This is a genomic window from Arthrobacter sp. FW306-04-A (assembly GCF_044358315.1).
Lineage (GTDB): Bacteria > Actinomycetota > Actinomycetes > Actinomycetales > Micrococcaceae > Arthrobacter.
Window position 1 is genome coordinate 2,034,975 of the sequence record NZ_CP084559.1, and the last position, 21,066, is coordinate 2,056,040.

15 protein-coding genes are annotated in these 21,066 nt (G+C 63.3%); 13 read left to right on the top strand and 2 right to left on the bottom strand.

The features are described 5' to 3' along the window. Positions 1-160: 160 nt before the first annotated feature. A complete protein-coding gene (locus tag LFT43_RS09330) occupies positions 161-955 on the bottom strand; it encodes a GntR family transcriptional regulator (protein WP_395802546.1) in 795 nt (264 codons plus the stop codon). 450 nt (positions 956-1,405) lie between these two features. Between LFT43_RS09330 and LFT43_RS09335 the strand changes: the two genes are divergently transcribed. The 9 genes from LFT43_RS09335 (at position 1,406) to LFT43_RS09375 (ending at position 14,496) form a co-directional block, all read left to right on the top strand. Next, entirely contained in the window at positions 1,406-2,338 is a 933-nt protein-coding gene (locus LFT43_RS09335; protein WP_395802548.1) for an ABC transporter permease, read from the top strand. After that, positions 2,338-3,153: an ABC transporter ATP-binding protein gene (locus LFT43_RS09340; RefSeq protein ID WP_395802550.1), complete on the top strand. Its 816-nt coding sequence runs from the start codon at positions 2,338-2,340 to the stop codon at positions 3,151-3,153. Before LFT43_RS09335 ends, LFT43_RS09340 begins: the two co-directional genes overlap by 1 nt. Then, the gene (locus LFT43_RS09345; RefSeq protein ID WP_395802552.1) at positions 3,150-3,992 is read left to right on the top strand and encodes an ABC transporter permease; all 843 of its coding nucleotides are present in this window, start codon (positions 3,150-3,152) and stop codon (positions 3,990-3,992) included. The genes LFT43_RS09340 and LFT43_RS09345 overlap by 4 nt, the downstream gene beginning before the upstream one ends. Before the next feature lie 62 nt (positions 3,993-4,054). Then, positions 4,055-5,197 carry an ABC transporter substrate-binding protein gene (locus LFT43_RS09350; RefSeq protein ID WP_395802554.1) on the top strand — a complete coding sequence of 381 codons (1,143 nt, stop codon included), beginning with the start codon at positions 4,055-4,057 and terminating at the stop codon, positions 5,195-5,197. A gap of 100 nt (positions 5,198-5,297) precedes the next feature. After that, complete coding sequence (hydA, locus tag LFT43_RS09355; RefSeq protein WP_395802556.1) at positions 5,298-6,701, top strand: dihydropyrimidinase; 1,404 nt, start codon at positions 5,298-5,300, stop codon at positions 6,699-6,701. Positions 6,702-6,772: 71 nt separating this feature from the next. Next, complete coding sequence (locus LFT43_RS09360) at positions 6,773-8,365, top strand: amidohydrolase family protein (RefSeq protein ID WP_395802558.1); 1,593 nt, start codon at positions 6,773-6,775, stop codon at positions 8,363-8,365. Between the two features lie 137 nt (positions 8,366-8,502). Next, positions 8,503-9,621, top strand: coding sequence for a diaminopropionate ammonia-lyase (locus tag LFT43_RS09365; protein ID WP_395802560.1), 1,119 nt, complete (start codon positions 8,503-8,505; stop codon positions 9,619-9,621). 34 nt (positions 9,622-9,655) lie between these two features. Next, complete coding sequence (locus LFT43_RS09370) at positions 9,656-10,972, top strand: hydantoinase/carbamoylase family amidase (RefSeq protein ID WP_395802562.1); 1,317 nt, start codon at positions 9,656-9,658, stop codon at positions 10,970-10,972. 131 nt (positions 10,973-11,103) lie between these two features. Then, positions 11,104-14,496: a DUF5107 domain-containing protein gene (locus LFT43_RS09375; protein ID WP_395802564.1), complete on the top strand. Its 3,393-nt coding sequence runs from the start codon at positions 11,104-11,106 to the stop codon at positions 14,494-14,496. Between the two features lie 22 nt (positions 14,497-14,518). Here the strand turns inward: LFT43_RS09375 and LFT43_RS09380 are convergent, their stop codons facing one another. Beyond that, positions 14,519-15,427, bottom strand: a complete 909-nt coding sequence (locus LFT43_RS09380) for an AraC family transcriptional regulator (protein ID WP_395802566.1) — start codon at positions 15,425-15,427, stop codon at positions 14,519-14,521. 117 nt (positions 15,428-15,544) lie between these two features. Here LFT43_RS09380 and LFT43_RS09385 point away from each other — a divergent pair, with 117 nt between their 5' ends. Genes LFT43_RS09385 through LFT43_RS09400 form a run of 4 tightly spaced genes read left to right on the top strand, consistent with a single transcriptional unit; the run spans position 15,545 to position 20,768 of the window. Next, positions 15,545-16,834 carry an ABC transporter substrate-binding protein gene (locus LFT43_RS09385; protein WP_395802568.1) on the top strand — a complete coding sequence of 430 codons (1,290 nt, stop codon included), beginning with the start codon at positions 15,545-15,547 and terminating at the stop codon, positions 16,832-16,834. Then, complete coding sequence (locus tag LFT43_RS09390) at positions 16,831-17,736, top strand: carbohydrate ABC transporter permease (protein ID WP_395802570.1); 906 nt, start codon at positions 16,831-16,833, stop codon at positions 17,734-17,736. Before LFT43_RS09385 ends, LFT43_RS09390 begins: the two co-directional genes overlap by 4 nt. Beyond that, positions 17,733-18,629 (top strand): carbohydrate ABC transporter permease, encoded by an 897-nt coding sequence (locus LFT43_RS09395; protein ID WP_395802572.1) that lies wholly within the window; start codon positions 17,733-17,735, stop codon positions 18,627-18,629. Before LFT43_RS09390 ends, LFT43_RS09395 begins: the two co-directional genes overlap by 4 nt. Positions 18,630-18,635: 6 nt before the next feature. Beyond that, positions 18,636-20,768 (top strand): alpha-galactosidase, encoded by a 2,133-nt coding sequence (locus LFT43_RS09400; protein ID WP_395802574.1) that lies wholly within the window; start codon positions 18,636-18,638, stop codon positions 20,766-20,768. Positions 20,769-21,066: the final 298 nt, after the last annotated feature.

Consider the following 21,066-nt stretch of genomic DNA (forward strand, 5'->3'; position numbering starts at 1 on the left):
ACGCGGTTGGCTGTGGTTACTTCCAGCCCAAATGGCTGGCTACTTTGATCCGAAGGTGTCGATATGAACAAACCGGGCAGCGGTCGCCCTCCCCGGCCCGCTGTTCACGTTGCCGCCCGGCACTCGTGCGCGGGTGGGTTGGACAGTTGCCGCCTGGGGATCAGCGCATGCGGCGCATTGTGAATCGGAAGTATTGACTGAGCATCCAAGCCCGGCTCCAGTTAATGATCCTGCCCTCGGCCGACCGAGTTAGCTCGTCCATGTAGAAGGCTGGAGTACCTGCGGGAACCTGAAGGTGGTCGGACATTGTCGAGTCCAGTGGTACTGCGGCGACTTCGCAGTCGCTGTAAGCGACATCGCTTGCTTCGTGGTCCAGCAGGATGTCCAGCACGGATCCACTGAATGCATTGCGGATGGTGGAGGGTGGCAGAACGTCGTTGGGCACGACGTCGATAATCCATCCGACCCTTTCTTCACCGTAGGCCTTGACCCTCTCAATGATCAGCGCGGGGGCTCCCGTTGGACGTTCCATTTTAAGCGCAGTGTCCGCATCGAGTTCGGTCTCGTATATCCGCAGATCCAGCGAAGAAACGACGGCGCCCTGGTCGGAGGCGAATTTCTCGAAAGACTGGAGTTTCAGGAGTCCAGATGCGAGGGCCTGGGGCCGGGGGAGGACTAGCGATCCCCTACCTTGGCGCCGGTGGATGTATCCGGCATCTTGAAGGCTGGAAAGGGCAGAACGGATCGTAATGCGCGAAACCTGGTACCTGATGCACAAGTCGGACTCAGTGGGCAGATATTCTCCGGGGAGAACTGCCCCTGGAAGGATCAGTTCCTGGAGGATGGCTGTGCGCACTTCATCAGCCAGCGTCTGCCGCGCTCCGCGGACCAGGGTGGGAGGCAGAGCGGAAGAGCGGTCCGTTCTCGACGTGCTGTTGTTCGGTGAGGTGACCATCGACTTATCATGACACACGGATTTTAGATATGACTGTTGTAGGTTGACATACAGCCTGAAAGACTGGACGCCGCTCCAACCCCTCAGGCCCTGGCTCTGATGCTTCCCCGCCGGTGCCACAAACGAAGTTTGCGGAAGGGGCTTTGCGCGGACCGGCGCCGAACCGGAGGCCCTGAGAACGGGGCCTCATGCAAGCGGCGCGAGTGTCGCGCCTCGATCTCGGCGCACCGGTCGCATAGTCGCCCGATTTTCGACAATCTGCAGACCGCACGCGCGTGCCAGTCCGAGTGTTTTGTTACCTCCGAGATGCGTTTTCGCTAAAAGTCTTGACAGTCGTCAGTTGTTATACAACTGTTCAATATGTGTTCTAAGAAGAAATGCCTCGGTGCAGAACTTTGACCACCAAGGGGAGCTTTCCAAATCCCGACACAAGAAAAGGACCTGGTGAACGTGGTCGAGACCATCGAAACGGGCAATATGGCCGCAACCGGGACGTTGCCGCTGAACGACAGGCAGCGCAAGGACCGGAAACCCCGCCTTCGGTGGGCCCGATCCGCTTTCAACACGGGTCTGGTGTTTATCTGCCTCGCCTTGCTGTGGGAGGCCTATAAGGGGATCGGGCGAGCGACGGGGGACCGGATACCCGGCACTCAAATGGCTTTTCCAATCCCCACGACCGATGACGCGATGCCGCATCTGGTGACAATCCTGAATGCGCTGTTGTCCCCTTCCACCCGCGGCGGTGGCCAGATTCTGCTGGCCTACTACCTCGACGAGACATCGGTAACCTTGCGCGAATCCCTCTACGGCGTGCTCCTTGGCGGGATCATCGGCGTCCTCGTGGCCGTCGTGCTGCGCGAATCCAGGTTCCTCACCCGCGGGGTGCTCCCGTGGTTGGTGGTCTCCCAGACCATCCCGCTCGTGGCCTTGGCGCCGCTGATGATCGTCTGGGTCGGCGCGACAGGTGCTCCCAGCTGGCTGGCCATCACCTTCGTAGCGGCTTATCTGTCATTCTTTTCGGTCACCGTCAACATGCTCACTGGCCTCAATTCCCCTGCGGCCGTGCATCTGGAACTGATGCGCTCCTTGGCCTGCCCCCGATGGTTTGTGCTGTTGCGCCTCAGGCTCCCTGCCGCGCTGCCGAGTCTGTTCACCGGGCTCCGCCTGGCCGCCACGGCAGCGGTCGTCGGTGCTGTGACTGGGGAACTCACCGCCGGAACCGGACGGGGCATCGGGCGGGCGATTCTCACCGCGGCCTACTACTACTCGAACTCGCCCGAGAATCTGTTCGCCGCCGTCCTGGTGGCTGCACTGGCGGGTGTCCTTTTTGTCCAACTAATCAACGCCGTGGAGTACTTCACGCTGCGCACCAGGAGAGCATGATGACAATCAACACCACAGCCCCTGCTTCTCCCGCCATAAGGATCCGTGGGGCCGGGAAGGTATTCAGCGCTGCTGGCGGAGACGTGACAGCACTGACCGGCATTGACTTGGACATTGCCGAAGGGGCGTTCGTTTGCTTGTTGGGGCCTTCAGGCTGCGGGAAGTCCACGCTTCTGCGCCTCATTGGCGATCTTGATCAGCCAACCTCCGGGACGGTGGAGGTCCATGGCCGCTCTGCGGCCGAGGCCCGGCAGGCCCGGGACTACGGAATGGTCTTCCAGCAGCCCGGGCTGATGGATTGGCGTTCGGTGCGGAACAACATCGAGTTGCCCCTCCAGGTCCAAGGGGTGAACCGTACCGAACGCCGTCGGATTGCCGGGGAGATGCTCGAACTTGTCCGTCTTGAGGACTTTGGAGACCACCGCCCTGCCCAGCTTTCCGGGGGAATGCAGCAGAGGGCTGCGATCGCACGGGCTCTGTCGTTCGCGCCCCGGCTGTTGCTCATGGACGAACCGCTGAGTGCCTTGGATGAAATGAATCGTGAATACATGCAGGGGGAACTGCGCCGGATCTGGCAGAGCACATCGACAACCGTGGTGTCTGTCACGCACAGCATTCCGGAAGCAGTTTTCCTCTCCACGGAGGTAGTGATCATGTCCCCGCTCCCGGGCCGGATCGCCGAACGCATCCCCGTGGACTTGCCGGAACAACGCACAGCTGAGACGCGCACTTCAGACCATTTCTATGAGATCGAGACCCGGGTGCGCAAGGCTCTTCACGGAGTGTTAGAGGACGCCATCCGGAGTGCGGCTTGAGTACCGGGTCATTGGAGCGGATCCCCGGAGCAGAGACGAGGCTTCCCGCGCCGCTTTCGGCGTGGCTGACAGGCTTCGTGCGCGGGGCCGGAACCGTGTATCCCGCCGTACTCGTCGGAATCGCCGGGCTGGCGGTATGGGAATTCGGCGTACGAATCAGCGGGGTGAAATCCTTCATCCTGCCGGCCCCGTCAGCCATCGCACAGACGCTGACCGGGACCTTCCCCCGGATTGTTTCGGCCACCGGTACCACCTTGCAGGCTGTGCTCTTGGGCCTCGCCTTGGGCGTCGTGTCGGGCGTCCTGGCAGCTCTGCTCGTGTCGTTGGCCAAACGCCTGTCCGCGCCGCTCATGACCACGGCCGTCGTGCTCAGCTGCGCTCCGATCATCGCCCTTGCGCCGATTTTCAATGCCTGGTTCGGCGTCACCAACGTGATGTCCAAAGCTTCGGTTGCCGCGGTCATGGTCTTCTTTCCCGTGTTCGTCAATTCCACGCGCGGGCTGCTGCTCATGCGCCCGATCCACCGCGAGCTGATGGAGTCCCTCTCAGCTTCACCCCGGCAGACGATGGCGATGGTCCGCATCCCGGAGGCCCTTCCCTCGTTCTTTGACGGACTTCGTGTGGGAGCCACGGTCAGCGTCATCGGGGTGCTCGTCGCAGAGTATTTCGGCGGCCCCGCCAACGCCTTGGGGGTCCTGATCTCCAACGAGGCGGCGCTATCCCACTTCGAGGTCACCTGGGCCGGAGTCGTTATGGCGAGCACCCTCGGACTCTTTCTCTACGGAGCGGTGGTGCTTCTGGAGCGGGCCTGCGTGCCTTGGAAACGGCGCGCCAGCTAGACACAGAAACACCCTGTATTGGCCCTGATTTATGCACCTGACCGCAAGTGAAAGGAACCACCATGTCCATTCAACCCAAACGCCCCGCAGGAGTCGTTGCGGTATTGGCTGCCGGCGCTCTTCTTCTGACCGGATGCGGCGGCATGTCCGCTGCGACCACCAACAACCCCGCGCCAGCGAACAGCAAATGTGCGGCCACAGACACCGTCAAAGTTGTCCTCCAGTGGGTCACCCAGGCCCAATTCGCGGGTTACTACCAGGCGCAGGAGAAAGGCTACTACGCGGCCAATTGCCTGGACGTGACAATCCAGGAGGGCGGCAACAACGTTTCGCCGCAGCAGGTTCTCGCCAGCGGAAATGCGGACATCGCCGTAACCCAGGCCCTGCCCAGCATGGCCAGCCGGGAGGCGGGTTCGGACCTGGTCGACATCGGCCAGGTCTTCCAAAAGGGTGCTTTCCTTCAAGTCTCCTGGGCCGATTCCGGAATACACGGCATCAAGGACCTCAAAGGCACAAAGATGGGAAGTTGGGGCAGCGGGAACGAGACCGTCCTCTACGCCGCATTGCGCGCCAATGGAGTCGAGCCGACGACGGATGTCAACGTCATCCAGCAGCCGTTCGATGTCTCGCCCCTGCTGAAGAACGACGTGCAATCTATTCAGGCCAAGACCTACAACGAATATGCGCAGCTGCTTGAAACGGTGAATCCCAAAACCGGAAAGCTCTTCCAGCCCTCCGACTTCAGCGTTCTGAACCTGAACGATTTCGGTTACCAGACCCTGGAAGACGCCATCTACAGCCGGGACAGCTGGCTGGCGGACCCCAAGCACAAGGACGCCGCCACCCGTTTCCTCGCAGCAAGCTACAAGGGCTGGATCGACTGCAGGGATAACGCGGCCAACTGTGTCGACAGCGTCCTCAAGAACGGCAGCGCCTTGGGCAAGGGACACCAGAGCTGGATGATCAACGAGGTCAACAAGCTCATCTGGCCCAACGACAAGGGCATCGGATACATGGATCCGGCGGTGTGGGACAAGGCCATGAAGAACGGGGTCGACGGCAAGGCGATCAAGGCGTTGCCCCAGGGCGGTTACAGGACCGATATCAACGACGCCGCCCTCGCACTGTTGAAGGCCGAAGGCGTTGACGTCAAGGGCGCATCCTACAAACCCCTGTCGGTCACCCCCACCGCCGGCGGCAAGTAGGAGGTCAGCGGGCCTGCCTGCTCCCGCCCCTTCCCGGGGTCGGGGGCCGGCAGGCACACGGCTCGAGCTCCAGGACACTGCATAGACAAAGGAGACCTCAATGGGAACGTTCCTGATCACCGGCGGCACCGTCGTGACGGCTGCGGACACCACCACGGCCGACGTCCTCATCGACGGCGAGAAAATCGTGGCGCTTATGGCCCCTGGCTCCGAGTTGGCCGCAGCCTGCCGGCGTGGCGGGGCAAGAATTATCGAGGCGGACGGCTGCTACGTTATCCCCGGCGGTATCGATCCGCACACCCATTTTGAGGCCCAGGGACAGGCCGCGCCGGTTCTGGATACCTTCGCCACCGGCACCCGAGCAGCCGCACTGGGCGGTACGACGACGGTAGTTGACTTCGCGTACGCGCCGCCGGGCGGTCGTCCGGGCCAGGGCCTGGATTGGTACCACGCGAAGGCGGAGGGGCAATGCGCGGTGGACTATGGCTTTCACATGATGCTCACGGATTGTGACCTGGAGACTCCGTCTGAAGTCGAGGATCTCATGGCCCGAGGAGTAACGAGCTTCAAGTTGTACATGGCCTACACCGGACTCTATTCGCCTGACGGCGTCATCTTGAGGATGCTTCAGCATTCAGCGCGCACAGGAGCGTTGATGATGGTCCATGCCGAAAACGGCCCCGCCATCGACGTGCTTCGGGAGCAGGCACTTGAGGCAGGACAGACCGCTCCCGTCGATCACGCCAAGACCCGTCCCGCTGCACTGGAGGCAGAAGCCATCCACCGGGTCACCCGCCTGGCGGAGGTCGCGGGCGCCCCCGTCTACATCGTCCACCTCTCGTCTGCCGAAGGGCTCGAGGAAATCATCCGGGCTCGTGACAGGGGCGTCCGTGCCCTGGCCGAGACGTGCCCGCAATATCTGTTCCTGGACCACAGCAGGCTGGAGCTCCCCGGGTTTGAGGGCGCCAAGTACGTATGCTCACCGCCTTTGAGGTCCAGCGAAGCCCGGAACGTTTTGTGGAAAGGCCTGGCCGATGGCTTCATCCAGAATGTCGCCACCGACCACTGCCCGTTCTGCTGGGATCAGCGCTTGCTCGGGGTCGATGACTTCCGGGCCATCCCCAACGGCCTCCCGGGCGTTGAGCATCGGCTGGAACAGATCTTCCATGGCGGCGTCGCTGGCGGCAGGATCAGCCTCAACCGTTGGGTGGAGATCTGCTCCACCGCGCCGGCAAAGACCTTTGGACTGTACCCGCGCAAAGGCTCCCTCGCGCCTGGGGCGGATGCCGACGTCGTGATTTTCGATCCGAAGGCGAACCATGTCGTTTCATCCCGCACCCATCATATGAACGTCGACTATTCCGTCTACGAAGGCCAGGAACTGTCCGGGGCCGTTCGGACCGTGCTGCTCCGGGGGAAGGTAGTTGTCGATCACGGACAGTACCGGGGCCGGGGCGGGGACGGAAGATTTCTGCACCGGGAGCTGTCCATTACCGGCCCCTGAGATCGCGGCGAACCGCGCCGATGGCTACGACCGCTTCGTAAGAGGCGTCCCAGGACGAAACAGGAGAAGGCATGGAAGCGGAACTGCTGATTACCAGTGCTCAGGTCGTTGACGAGACAGGAGTCCGCACGGCAGACGTAGCCGTGGACGGCGGCTTCATCACGGCTGTGGGAGCAAGATTGCCCGTCACATCCGCCAGGGAACACATCGACGGAACAGGGCGCCTGCTGTGTCCGGGGTTCATCGACCTACATGCCCATAGCGCACTGCACTCCTTCGATGATCCGCTCCTGTCAGCGAAGGTGGCCCAGGGCTTCACCACGGAACTCATTTGTCCCGACGGCCTTGGCCCCGCGCCCGTCACCGAGGAATTCCTGGCCGGGCGCCAAAAGTACCTGCAGGCGCTCGAACCTAGCAGACATGCTCCCTGGACGTGGCGTAGCATGGACGACTACCTCAGCGCGCTGGACAGTTCACGCCCGTCCACCAACATGGTCAGCTGCGTTCCGCACAGTGCCATCCGCGAGTCGGTGATTGGGACAAGCAACCGGCAGCCGGACCGGCGCGAGATGTCCCTGATGAAGGACATGGTCGTCCAATCGCTGGAAGCCGGGTGCAGGGCCGTCTCCTTCGGCATGATTTACGCACCCGGACTCTATGCGTCCACCCAGGAACTAATCGGCATCGCCGAAGTGGCGGCCCAATATGACGTGCCCTTGGTTCCCCACGTCCGCAACGAAGCACGTGGCGTCCTTGATTCGATAGGGGAATTTGTCCGGGTGGCAGAACTTACGGGCGCTGCCCTGCATGTCTCCCACGTCAAGCTGGTCGGCTGCGAGGACCTCCTCGCGGATCTCATCGACTTGCTGTCGTCGGCCCAGGAGAAGATCCGGCTGACGTTCGATCAGTATCCCTATGGGGCCGGCAGTACCCTCCTCGGGGCACTCCTGCCGCCGTACGCGTTCGACGGCGGGGCAAACGCCATGCTCGACAGGCTGCGGAACCGCCGTGAGCGGGATCGCATGGCCCGGGACATGCACAGCGGCCTGGACGGTTGGGAGAATCTTTTCGCCGCGTGCGGTCCGGAGAACATCGTGATAACCCAGGCGGCTGCGCCGCGCGAGGCGGACATCAGCAAGACGGTGGCCCGGATAGCGGAAGAGACCGGGACTGATCCGGCTTTTGTGGTGATGGATCTGCTCTCCGATACAGAGCTCGACGCCGGCATGATCGACCACTATTCCACCGAGATGGTCGTGAAGGAGATCTTCCTGCGATCTGGCGCGCTTGTCGGATCAGACGGTGTCTTCAATCCGCACCCCCACCCGCGGCTTTATGGCACGGCCCCGAAAGTGCTCGGACGATACGCGCTCCAGGAGAAGCTGATCAGCGTTCCCGAAGCCGTCGCCCGGCTGTCCAGCCGGCCGGCACGCCTTCTCGGATTGCATGACAGGGGACTGATCGCCCCGGGGATGCGCGCCGACATAATTCTGCTGGACCCCGACCGATATATCGATACCGCCACCTTCGACGCTCCACACTGCCATCCGGAGGGCGTTGATCTCGTCACCGTGGGCGGCCAGGCGGTGTGGCGGAACGGAGTGCACACCGGCGCCCGTGCCGGGTCAGTCTCCAGGGCGGCTACACGGGCGGTTGCCCGCTGACGCATCCCGCCCCGTGGGCGGAAGCGCAGTGGGCGGGGCGCTCTGTGAGGAAAAAAAGTAGTATTGGTTGTTATTTGACAGTTGTCATACAAATTGTTAGCTTTATGTCGGCAACGCTGCCAACCGGAGGGACCACCATGACAGACCCGAGACTCGTCGCAAACCCGATGACCAACAAGGCGAAGACAGGATTCCTCGTCGCCGAAAGCTTGAGCTTTCACCAGTCCCTGTCCGGCTACGGACCAACCCCCATCCGGTCCCTGCCTGAGACCGCCCGTCATTTGGGCGTACGTTCAGTCCACGTGAAGGACGAATCAGTCCGGCTTGGCATGCCTTCGTTCAAGATTCTTGGGGCCTCATGGGCGACCTACCGGGTGCTGTTGCGGCATCTTGGGCTTGAGCTGGCCGCCCAGCCCTCCCTTGAGGAACTGAAGAGGCTCCTATTGGACGGTCCTCGCCTGCGTTTGACGGCGGCCACCGACGGAAATCACGGCCGGGCCGTGGCCAGAATGGCATCCCTGCTGGGGCTGGCGTCCCACATCGTGGTCCCGATAGACATGGTGCAGGAGCGCATTAATGCCATCCGCGATGAGGGCGCCACGGTGGAAGTGGTCGCCGGGGGCTACGACGAAGCCATCGCCCGCAGCGCAGGGCTCGCAACGGACGCGACCCTGGTGATCTCCGACACCTCATGGGAGGGCTATGTCGATCCGCCATCATGGGTCATCGATGGATACTCCACCATGATCTCCGAAGTGCTGCAGGAGATTGAGGCCGGCGCCGTTCCGCGACCCAGTGCCGTCGCCGCGCAGATCGGTGTCGGCGCATTTGCCGCAGCGGTGGTCCGCGGATTCCGGGATTTCGAAGGAACAACCCTGATCGGTGTCGAACCCACCGAGGCGGACTGTGTCACGGTCAGTGTGGAACAGCAACAGATCAGCACGATCCCGGGCCCGCAACAATCGATCATGGCCGGGCTTAACTGCGGGACTCCTTCACTCATCGCGTGGCCCGATGTTTCCCGCGGCTTCGACTATTTCGCCACCGTGACGGATGCCGCCGCGGAAGATGCCATGCGGGCACTCCACGCTGACGGCGTGATCTCCGGGGAAAGCGGTGCGGCCGGGCTTGCCGGCATCATCACCCACGCCCGTGCCCTGGGCCTTGGCCCGCGCGACGACGTTTTGGTCTTCTCTACCGAGGGCGCCACGGACCTGGTCGCCTTCAACCGCATTTGCGGTACCGAACTTTCTTGACGTCCATGAAACACCAGTCTTCAGGAGGTACATCATGACCCACCCCACCGTTTCCCATATCCGTATCGACCAGGACCGGCTCTGGTCCTCGCTCCAGGACCTCGGGGAACTGGGCGCCTACGATGATGGGGAAACCGGGCTCCGCGGCGTGCGCCGGCTCGCTCTCACCGACGAGGACATCCAAGGGCGGCAGCTCGTACTGGGATGGATGGAAAATGCCGGCCTGACCATCCGCATTGATCAGATGGGCAACATCTACGCCCGACGCGCGGGTGGATCGGATTCCCTGCCGCCAGTCATGATGGGATCCCACATCGACAGCGTCGGGACAGCAGGGAAGTTTGACGGATGCCTCGGCGTTCTGGGCGGCCTCGAGGTCATCCGCACGCTTAACGAGAACGACGTTGTCACGCTACGACCCCTCGAGCTGGCCATCTTCACCGAGGAAGAAGGCGTGCGGTTCGGAACCGACATGCTCGGCAGCGCAGTGGCAGCCGGGCGTCTGCTCCTGGAGCAGGCGCTTGAGATTCAGGACCGCGACGGCACCAGTGTAAGAACCGAACTGGAACGCCACGGACTTATCGGGGACGTCCAAGTGCCCATCACGCCCCCCTATGCCTATCTCGAATGCCACATAGAACAGGGCCCAATCCTTGCCGCGGCCACCAGGCAGATCGGCGTCGTCCAAGGGATTCAAGCCATCACCTGGAAAGAACTGCACATCACGGGTAGGGCTGCCCACGCCGGCGCCACTCCGCAAACGCTGCGCAGAAACGCCGGCCTGGCTGCCGCGATGATCACCGTCCAGCTCAATGAGATGGTGGAGTCCGGGCGATATGGGCAGATGCTGGCCACCGTGGGCCGGCATGACTCGTACCCGAACCTGATCAACATCGTCCCGGCAAAGGTTCTCATGACTGTGGATATGCGAAACCCGGATGGTGACTCCATGCGCCTTATGGAATCACACCTGGACAGGTACCTCGCCGAAGTCGAACGAGCCACCGGGGTCTCCATCGCTTCGCGAACCACGGCGAAAACGCCTCCGGTCGCGTTCCCCATCCGCATGCGGGAGTTGGTCGCCAAGACCGCAACAAACCTGGGATTCAGCTACATGGAAATAACATCAGGCGCCGGCCATGACGCCGGGGAAATCGCTTCTATCAGCCCCGCGGGGATGGTCTTTATCCCCGGGCTCTACGACGGCATCAGCCACAACCCGCGGGAATATTCGACCCCCGAAGCCTGTGCGGACGGAATCAATGTGCTCCTGCAAGCAGTCGTTGAGCTGGCAAACCACCCAGCCGTTAGCCTCGAGGCGCACACTTCCGGGTCAGCGCTGGTTCTCTAGGGAGCCGAATCTTCCTCGTGGCGAGGAGGGATTACCGTTGGCCGAGCACAGGCGGTGATCAGCGAATCGTCCAGATGATGCATTGAAACGCATCTTCCCAAGCGGCTTCGTTGGATTCTAGAGTCTTCGATATGTCCAACTCAGATGCTCACTTCCCCTTGCCTCCGGCTCCTTCCGATCAGCGTGAACTCCAGGTCGCGGCCTGGAGTGAGGCGGTTGAGCTGCGGACATACGAGCCGGGAACCCCGGAGCGCATGCCCGCATATCTGGAGACGCGCGTTTACCAAGGATCGTCCGGGCGCGTGTACCCGCTGCCGTTCATCGAATCGATCAGCCACGAGCCGCGCCAGCGCCTCTGGGAGGCAATCCATCTGGAGAACGAGTTCGTGCGTCTCGCGATCCTCCCCGAGATCGGCGGGCGGGTCCACATCGCTATCGACAAGGTCACGGGCCTGGATTTCTTCTATCGGAACAACGTGATCAAGCCGGCGCTCGTCGGCCTGACTGGCCCCTGGATCTCCGGCGGCATCGAGTTCAACTGGCCGCAGCATCACCGCCCGGCGACCTTTCTCCCGATGGACTGGTCGATCGAACGGGAACAGGACGGCTCTGTCACAGTCTGGTGCTCCGACCACGATCCATTCGCACGGATGAAGGGGATGCACGGCATCCGTCTGCGTCCTGGAAGCGCGCTCATCGAGGCGCGCGTACGCCTGTTCAACAGGACCGCCGTCACCCAGACCTTCCTCTGGTGGGCGAATGCCGCGGTCCGCGTTCACGACGACTATCAGTCCTTTTTCCCGTCAGACGTGCATGTCGTAGCCGACCACGCCAAGAGGGCGATCACCGCCTTCCCCGCGGCCGATCGGCCGTACTACGGGATCGACTATAAAGCGCGAGCCGATGCGGAGAGTCCGGAATATGCCGGGCCCGATGCCGACCGCCTGGACTGGTACAAGAACATACCGGTGCCGACCTCGTACATGTGCGTCGCCAGCGAGGACGATTTCTTCGGGGGCTACGACTTCGCGTCGGAACTAGGGTTCGCCCACGTCGCCGACCACCACATTGCTCCCGGAAAGAAGCAGTGGACATGGGGCAACTCACCATTCGGTCATGCGTGGGACGCGAATCTCAGCGACGGTGACGGCGCGTACGTGGAGCTGATGGCCGGCGCTTATACAGACAATCAGCCGGACTTCTCCTACCTGACGCCCGGCGAGACCAAGACGTTCAGCCAGTACTGGTTTCCGTACCACGGCATCGGCCCACTCAGCCAGGCGACCACCGAGACCGCGCTGAGTCTCCGGATCATCGACGGGGCTGCCGGACGATCCGCCGCGCTCGGAGTGGCGACCACGACACGCAGGCCGATCGTTGCCGTGCGGGTCGAAGACGAATTCTCCTTGGTCCTCTGGGAGACCGAGGGCGCCGCCGCGCCTGGCCACCCGCTCCTCGCACGTGTGCCCGTGCCGGCCAACGGCGACATCACCCTGATCGTGAGCGACGGCGACGGCGTCGAACTGGCACGCGCATCCACCGCGTACCGCGACGCAGCTCCCGACGGCGTCGAGACGGCGACGGAACCCCCTGCGGCCTCGGAGATCGAATCGATCGACGAGCTGTACCTGACTGGGGTGCACCTTGCCCAGTACCGTCACGCGACGCGCTCGCCGGAGACGTACTGGCGCGAAGCGCTGCGACGCGACCCCTCCGACTCGCGGTCGAACGTCTCGCTCGCGTCGCTGGCGCTCGCCTCAGGTCGGCTCGACGAGGCGGAGGCGCACCTCCGCACCGCGATGGCGCGGCAAACCCGGCGCAATCCCAACCCTGCCGACGGTGAGGCATCGTACCTGCTCGGGGTCGTGCTCACGGCGCGGGGCCGGGATGCAGAAGCCGTGAATGCTTTCGCCAAGAGTGCGTGGAACTTTGCCTGGCGTTCGCCGGCACAGCTGATGCTCGCCAGGGAAGCCGCGAGCTCGGGCCGGTGGCGGGAGGCGCTCGCACACGCGGAGGAGGTATCCCGCCTCGACGCCGACCAGCTCCAGGCCATCGCGATTCGCATCTGTGCCCTTAGACAACTCGGGCGAGACGGCGAATCGGAAACGCTGCTCGGAGCCGCGCGTCAACTCGACCAGCTGGACGCCTGGCTCGGCGACCTCGCCGTCGGTCCGGGGAGAGCGGATGCCGGAACGCTCCGCGACGTGGCGCAAGAGTACCGATCGCTCGGGCTCCTGGGCGACGCCCTGCGGGTGCTGGACGCTGCGGCGCACGCCGCGCAGGCCGCCCCTGTCGCCGGAGCGGGCAATCCGCTTCCGCTGATCCACTATGAGCGTGCCGAGCTGCTGGATGCGCTCGGTGACGACGGCGCGGCCGCCGATGCGCTTGCGCTCGCGCGCACGGTCGGCGCTGACCGATGCTTCGCGTCCGGGCTCGCCGACGCGTTGCTGCTGCAGCGCAGGATCGATCGGACGGATGACGCGCGTGCCCATGCATTGCTCGGGCACTGGCTCTACTTCCATCGTCGCTACGACGACGCGATCGAGCATTTGGAGCGTGCGGACGTGCTTGAGCCCGGAGACCCCGTTGTGCTGCGCGGGCTCGGCCTCGCAGCGCACAACGTGCGGCGCGACCCTGAGCTCGCCATCCGTTACTACCGGGATGCGCTGTCCGCGGCCCCGGGTGACAGCAAGCTGCTGTACGAGGCGGATCAGCTCGCCCGCAGGGCAGGGGTGGCCCCTGAGATCAGAATCGCCGACCTGGAACCCCACCCCGGCTCGATGGCCGAGCGGGACGATCTCGCGCTCGCGTATGCTGAGCTGCTCGTGATCCTGGGCCGTGAGGACCAAGCCGTGGTGTTCATGGAGAGCAGACGCTTCAGCCCGTGGGAGGGCGGCGAGGGGGAGACCATCCGCGTGTGGTCGATGGCCCAGCGAGCGGTCGCGACCCGTGCCAACGCCAGGAATCGTCCGGAACAAGCGGTCAGCGCCCTTCGCTCCGCTATCGACCTCCCGGCCTTTCTCGGAGAGGAACGGCATCCCCTGACGAACCTCTCCGACATCCTCTTAGCCCTCGGAGACGCCGCATCGGCGGCTGCACTGGATGGTGAGGCGGACGCGGCGTGGACAGCGGCAGCAAATAGTGCAGGCGACTTCACCACGATGGCGAGTGTGCCCTACTCCCCAATGACCTACTACTCGATCCTCGCCGCCCGCCGCCTGGGCGACACCGTCCGGGCGGAGCGGCTCACCAGCGAGTACCGGGACTACGTGGACTCGAAGCGCGAAGAGCATCCCGTCATCGACTATTTCGCCACATCTCTGCCCTCGATGCTGATTTTCTGGGATGACCTGGAACGGGGACACCGCGATCTGATCGCCGTGATGGAGGCACAGCTTGCCTTGCTCGCTGACCGCCCCCACTGTGCCCGCGAGCTCCTGCGACCCATCGCTGAACGCGACCCGGCGAATGAGCTCGTCCGTCTTCTCTTGGTTGATTCCGAGTCTGCTCCAGTCAATCGATGAGCGGACCACGCTAGTACCGCGATCAGCCCTTGTGCTCGTCGCGGTACTCGCGTGGCGTCATGCCGTGGATCTTCTTAAACTGCCGCGCGAAGTAGAACGAGTCCTGGTAACCCACCTCGGCGGCGATCGCAGCGATTGTGCCCGATGTCACGTCGAGCAACTCGCGTGCGCGCGCCATACGTAGCAGCGTCTGATACTGCAGTACCGGATATCCGACCTCGCGCTTGAAAAGGGCCGAGAAGTGCGAAGCGCTTAGCGACGCCATCGCCGCTAGTTCCGGAACGCTGATGTGGTCCACGATGCGGGCCCGGACGTATTCGACGGCGTGCTCGATCGCGTCGCCGGAATCGGCGGATCGCGATCGCTCGGACGCCAGTTGGGTCAGAACATGCCAGGCGGCACCGGAAGCGGCCATCAAGCTGGTAGTCGTGGAGTCGCGTTCCATCCATCTCAGGATCTCCGACATGAGCGACACGATCGGATAGATGTTCCGCGGCCTGCGCACCGGATTCTCCGGCGTTGTTCCTGCGACGCGGAGGAACGCCTCGATGTCGGGGCCCGCTGCGTGGAACCACCACAGCGTCCACGGATCGAGGGCGTCGGCGCCATAGGCGTGCGGCCGGCCGGGCATGAGAATGACGACCTGGCCGCGCTTCACCGGGAAGCGCCCAACCTCCGTCTCACACCAGCCGGAGCCTTCCACACAAACCATGACCACGACCTGCGCAATGGGGACAACGCGCCTGCGCCCGTGCGAGTCGGCCTGCGGAAAGTAGCCGCAGTCGGTCACGACGAGGCGAGTGGTCCCTTCCTGCTGGAGGTATTCACGCACGCGCGGACGCGGCAGCACCAGCATTCGCTGGCCGGGGAAACCGTCGGGGATGAGCATTGCATCATTCTGGGTCAGCATCGTCGAATTGTCCAGATACACCGCAGCTTTCTTCTACGCCGCGCCTAGATAGCGACATAGCATAGAGGTCGGCGGGTCGTAGGATCATCCTTCGGCTCTCGTCACCCCCAGAGACCACATCATGAAATGGAGTCGAAGATGACCCGGAAAACCTCTCGATGGCTTGCCACGCTCGGCAGCACGATCGTCACCACAGCCTTGCTTACCGGGTGCGTCTCAACCTCCGGCACCGACCAGGCCGCGAAGACCGGGCCCGATGCGTCCGGACCACTCATCCTGCAGTCCCGGTTCACGGACGCGGAGAAGGGCGGCGTCGAGGAACTCGTCAAGAACTTCAACGCAAAGGGCGAAGGCGAGGTCAAGCTCAACAGCATCCCGACTTCCACCTTCAACACACAGCTGCCGTCGTATCTCACCTCGAAGAACCCGCCGGACGTCTACACTTGGTATGCCGGACAGGCCACCCGTGACTTCGCCAACCAGAACCTGTTGCTCGACGCCTCGAGCGTGTGGGGTAACCACAAAAATGCTTTCCCGGATGCTCTTCAGAAACTCAGCCAGGACTCGGGTGGAAAAGAAGTTTTCGTCCCGACCGGCTACTACTGGTGGGGTGTCTACTACTTCAAAAGCGACTTCGCGAAGCTTGGGATCGCGCCGCCGAAGACCTGGGAAGAGTTCATGGCCGCAAGCGCAAAGATCAAGGCTCAGGGCGTCACTCCGTTCACGATGGGACTCAGCGACAACCCCTGGCTGGCGTCGGCGTGGTTCGACTATCTGGACCTGCGTATCAACGGCGGCGACTTCCACCTCCAGCTACTCGCCGGTAAGAAGTCCTACGACAGCCCTGAGGTGAGGAAGGTTTTCGCCGCGTTCAAGCAAGTGCTTCCCAACATCGACCCGGCCGTTCTAGGGTTGACGCAAAATCAGGCCATGAGCGACTTCACTCAGGGAAAGTCCGCCATGTACTTGCTTGGCGCCTGGGCACAACCGTCCGTGCCGAAGGACAAGCAGAGCGATCTCGCCTTCTTCCAGTTTCCGATCATCGACCCGTCCATCCCTGTGGCAGAGGAAGCCCCTACCGACGGCTTCATCGCCAGTTCCAAGACCGACAAACCGAACCTGACCAAGAAGTTCCTGGACTACGTAGCCAGCACCGAGGCTCAAACCCAGCTCGCGAAAGGCCAGCAGGGAAGCGCGCTTCCCGCGAACGTAAAATCCACCATGCCACTCGACGCGCTCTCCACCCAGGGCAAAACGATGCTGGAATCGGCGAAGCAGATCACCCAGTTCTACAACCGAGACGCCGGGGATGCAGAGCAAACGCCGGCCGACACCGCCTTGACTAGCTTCATCGCGCATCCGGAGAACCTCGACCAGATCCTGAAGGACTGGGACGCGGCTGCCAAGAAGGTCCGGGCGAATTCATGACCACTGCTTCTCTCGCACGCGGTCGGCGGCGGATCAAAGTCCCGCAGCCGCTCGTGCTCGCCCTCGTGCTGATCCCATTCCTGGTCGAAGCTGTCGGCGTCTTCTGGCCGGCCTTCCAGGGTGTCGCGCTGTCGTTCCTTCACTGGAACGGCATCGGCGCCGCCACATCGGTCGCAGCCCAAAACTACGTCGATCTGCTCAGCGACCCGATCTTCCTCACCTCGCTCAAGAACACGGCCATCTGGATCGTACTCTTCGGCGGGATCTCCTTCGCCGCCGGGCTTGGTGTCGCTCTACTGTTCAAATCGGAGCGGCGCGGAGTCGGCATATATCGCACGGTACTGTTCCTCCCCATCGTCTTCTCCCTCGTAGTCACGGCCCTGATCTGGGGCGCGTTCTTCCAGCCGAACGGAGTGCTCAACAACATCCTGGACGACGTGGGACTACACAGCTGGACCCGGGCCTGGCTCGGCGACTCGAATACGGCCCTCTACGCGGTCATTGTCGCCGCGCTCTGGCGCGAGATCGGTTATGTGATGGTTCTCTTCATCGCCGGTCTGAAAGCTCTTGACCCGTCGGTCCAGGAGGCGGCCCGGGTCGATGGCGCGACGAAATGGCAGCGCTTCCGGCACGTCACATTCCCCCAGCTGCGAAGCGTCAACCTCGTCGTGTTATCAGTTCTCATCATCGATTCGCTCCGCTCCTTCGATATCGTCTGGGCGATGACGAAGGGCGGTCCGTACCATTCAACCGAACTGCTCAGCACCTACATGTTCTCGACGGCGTTTGAAGGCCACGCGCTTGGGTATGCCTCCGCTATCGCCGTCGTTATCTTCGTGCTGGCGATCGCGGTAATCGTGTCTTACCTTGTCCGTGCGCTCTCCGAGGAGAAGGACTCATGACCACAGCCACTGCCACCGAGGAGCAGAAGGCCGCTACTCCGGCGCAACCGGTCGGACGGCGGCGCAATCGCAGGGCGGCCGCAGCTACGTTCGGCTTCCACACGTCCGGGATCCTCATCTCGCTCGCGTGGTTCGCCCCGATACTCGTCGTCCTCATCACGTCATTCCGTACCTTTGACGATGTATCCGCCAACGGGATTGGGAGCCTCCCGCGAACCTTTACCTGGCAGACATATGTACAGGCGTGGAACCAAGGCGACTTGTTCCACGCGCTGGTTAACAGCATGATCGTCACCATCCCGACGGTGATCCTTTCGCTCTTGCTCTCTGCAGCCGCAGCGTTTGGTCTCAGCCGCTACCGGGTACCTCTTCGCCGGACGATTCTCCTTCTGATGCTGGCCGGCAACCTCCTTCCGGTGCAGATGTTGTTGATCCCTATCGCCCGCATCACGCAAGATATGAACGTTTACGACTCATTGGGTGCACTTGTTGCAGTGCAGGTCTCGTTCGGGGTCGGCTTCTACACCTTCGTTCTCTACGGATTCATGCGCACGATTCCACACGAGCTCCAGGAGGCGGCGACGCTCGACGGTGCAGGAACGGTCCGTATTTTCGTGCAGCTGATCCTGCCGTTAACCCGTCCGGCCCTGGCAGCGCTCGGCGCGCTCTCGTTCACGTGGATCTTCAACGACTTGCTCTGGTCGATCACCCTCCTCCAGAGCTCCGAGAAGCTGCCGATCACGGCGGCCGTTCTCTCGCTCCAGGGGCAGTACGTGTCGAGCTGGTCCGTCATTGCCGCGGCCACCGTTGTCGCTGCGATCCCTTCGACCATCGTCTTTCTGGTTTTCCAACGCAGCTTCATTGGGGGCCTCGCCCTCGGATCGGTGAAATAGTTGAACATGCAGAACCCGACGGAAGTCCATCACCTTCGGTCCGGAGGCACCAGTGTGGTCGTCGCGACCGGCGACCGCCTCCCACGCATCCTGCATTGGGGCGACGACCTCGGGGACCTCGATGCCGCCGAGCTCGAGGTGATCGTCCACTCCTCGTTGCCGGCGATTGGTGACAGCGCCGTGACCTATCCCCAACCGGTGCCGGTTCTCGCTCAGCTGGCCGAGGGCTGGCTCGGCCGACCCGGACTGGTCGGCGATAGCAGCGGACGACGCTGGGCGACACGCTTCCAGACGTCTGCGGCGGAGGTACAGGACACGGATGACGGCGTCGCGTTGCGGCTGGATGCCGTCGACCCAGAGTGCGCGCTCGCTCTCCGCATAGAGATCGAGGTGCTGAGGGCAAGCGGTCTGGTGCGCCAGCGGGCGCAGTTGCGCAACGACGGCACGGACCGCTTCCGCGTCGACGGCATCGAGCTCGCCCTACCTGTCCCAGCAGAGGCGGACGAGCTGCTCGATCTGACCGGGCGCTGGTCGCTCGAACGTGTGCCCCAGCGCCAGCCGTTCAACGTCGGGGAGTGGGCCCGCTCATCCCGGGGTGGCAAGCCGGGCCTGGAGCACACCCTCCTCCTCGCGGCCGGCACCCGCGGCTTCGGATTCCGATCGGGACGAGTCTGGGCGACCCACCTTGCCTGGAGCGGCAACCAATCGCTGACCGCTGAGAGAACGTCTGCCGATACCCGCAGGCTTGCCGTCCGCGAGGAACTCGCCTCTGGGGAGGTAGAACTTGAGCGCGGTGACGAGTACATGACACCGTGGCAGTACGGGTCCTGGGGCGATGGGCTCGATGACCTCTCGGCCCGCTTCCACCGTCACCTTCGCGCGTCGCCGGCGTATCCTTCGACGCCACGGCCTGTCGTACTCAACACCTGGGAGGCCGTCTACTTCCAGCAGGACCTCGAGACCCTCATGGCCCTTGCGGTCGCCGGTGCGGCAATCGGAACGGAGCGCTTCGTCGTCGACGACGGCTGGTTCCTCGGACGCCGCGACGATACCAGTTCGCTCGGCGACTGGGAAGTCGATCCCGACGTGTGGCCGACAGGGCTGGAGCCGCTCGTGGCGCGCGTGCGCGAAGTCGGTATGGACTTCGGGCTCTGGTTCGAACCGGAGATGGTCAATCTCGACTCGCGACTTGCCCGTGAGCATCCGGAATGGGTCTTCGACGCCGGGCATGGTCCGGGCTTGCCCTCAAGGCACCAGCACGTGCTGGACCTCGGACATCCGGAGGCGTACGACTACTTGCTAGATCGTATGTCGACTCTGATCGGCGAGCTCGACATTGATTACGTCAAATGGGACCACAACCGTTACCTCCTCGACGCCGGCCACGGTCCTGAGGGGCGGCCCGGCATCCGCGAACAGACGCTCGCAGCCTACCGGCTCATGTCGGAGCTGGCAGCACGGCATCCGGGACTCGAGATCGAATCGTGTGCCAGCGGCGGCGGCCGCATCGACCTCGGCGTCCTTGAGCACAGCCAGCGCGTCTGGCCGAGCGATTGCAACGACCCTCACGAGCGACTGGAGATCCAGCGCTGGACCGGTCTCGTCGTGCCGCCAGAGCTCCAAGGAACCCACATCGGGGCGCAGGAATCGCACACTACGCACCGCGTTCACCCCCTGTCTTACCGTGCGGAAAAGGCCATCTGGGGACACATGGGCGTCGAAGTGAATCTCCTCACCGCCGACGAAGGGACCAAGGCCGAGCTCGCCTCCTGGATCGCCTTCCATAAAGAAAACCGCCAGCTCCTGCACACCGGCACGAGCGTTCACGCCGACACGGGCAACGACGCAGTTCGCCTGGAAGGCGTAGTCGCGACCGATCGCAAGGACGCTCTCTTTGCGTTCTCCCTGACGGAGCGGCCACGAACGTGGCCGGTCGGCCGTCTCACGCTGCCGGGACTCGACGACGCCGTCCCCTACCGGGTCACCACGGTCTTCCCTGGTGACGTTCCTCCGGGGCCGCAGCCGCCGTGGCTTGCCGACGGAGCTGTGCTCAGCGGACGGACCCTACGCCTCGTCGGGCTGGAGATGCCCAGCTTGGACCCGGATCGCTCCGTGCTCTTCAGCGTCCATGCCGTGTGAGCTGATCCCGCTCTTTGTCGAGATTGGTGGTCGCAAGGTGCGTGCCGACGTCTCGACGGTCGGCGCCAGTATCCAGAGCCTGATGGTCGATGGTGTCGCCGTCGTTCGCGGAAAATGCGACGGCCGACCCGACGATGGCTTCTGGCGTCGTCCTCGTCCCCTGGCCGAACCGGGTGCGAGATGCGCGGTGGACGCTCCATGGCGGACTCCAGCACCTCGAAGTCACCGAGCCCAAAGCGGGTAATGCAATACATGGGGTCGCTTGAGAAAACGGACGTCAGAGTACGGCAGGTTCAAG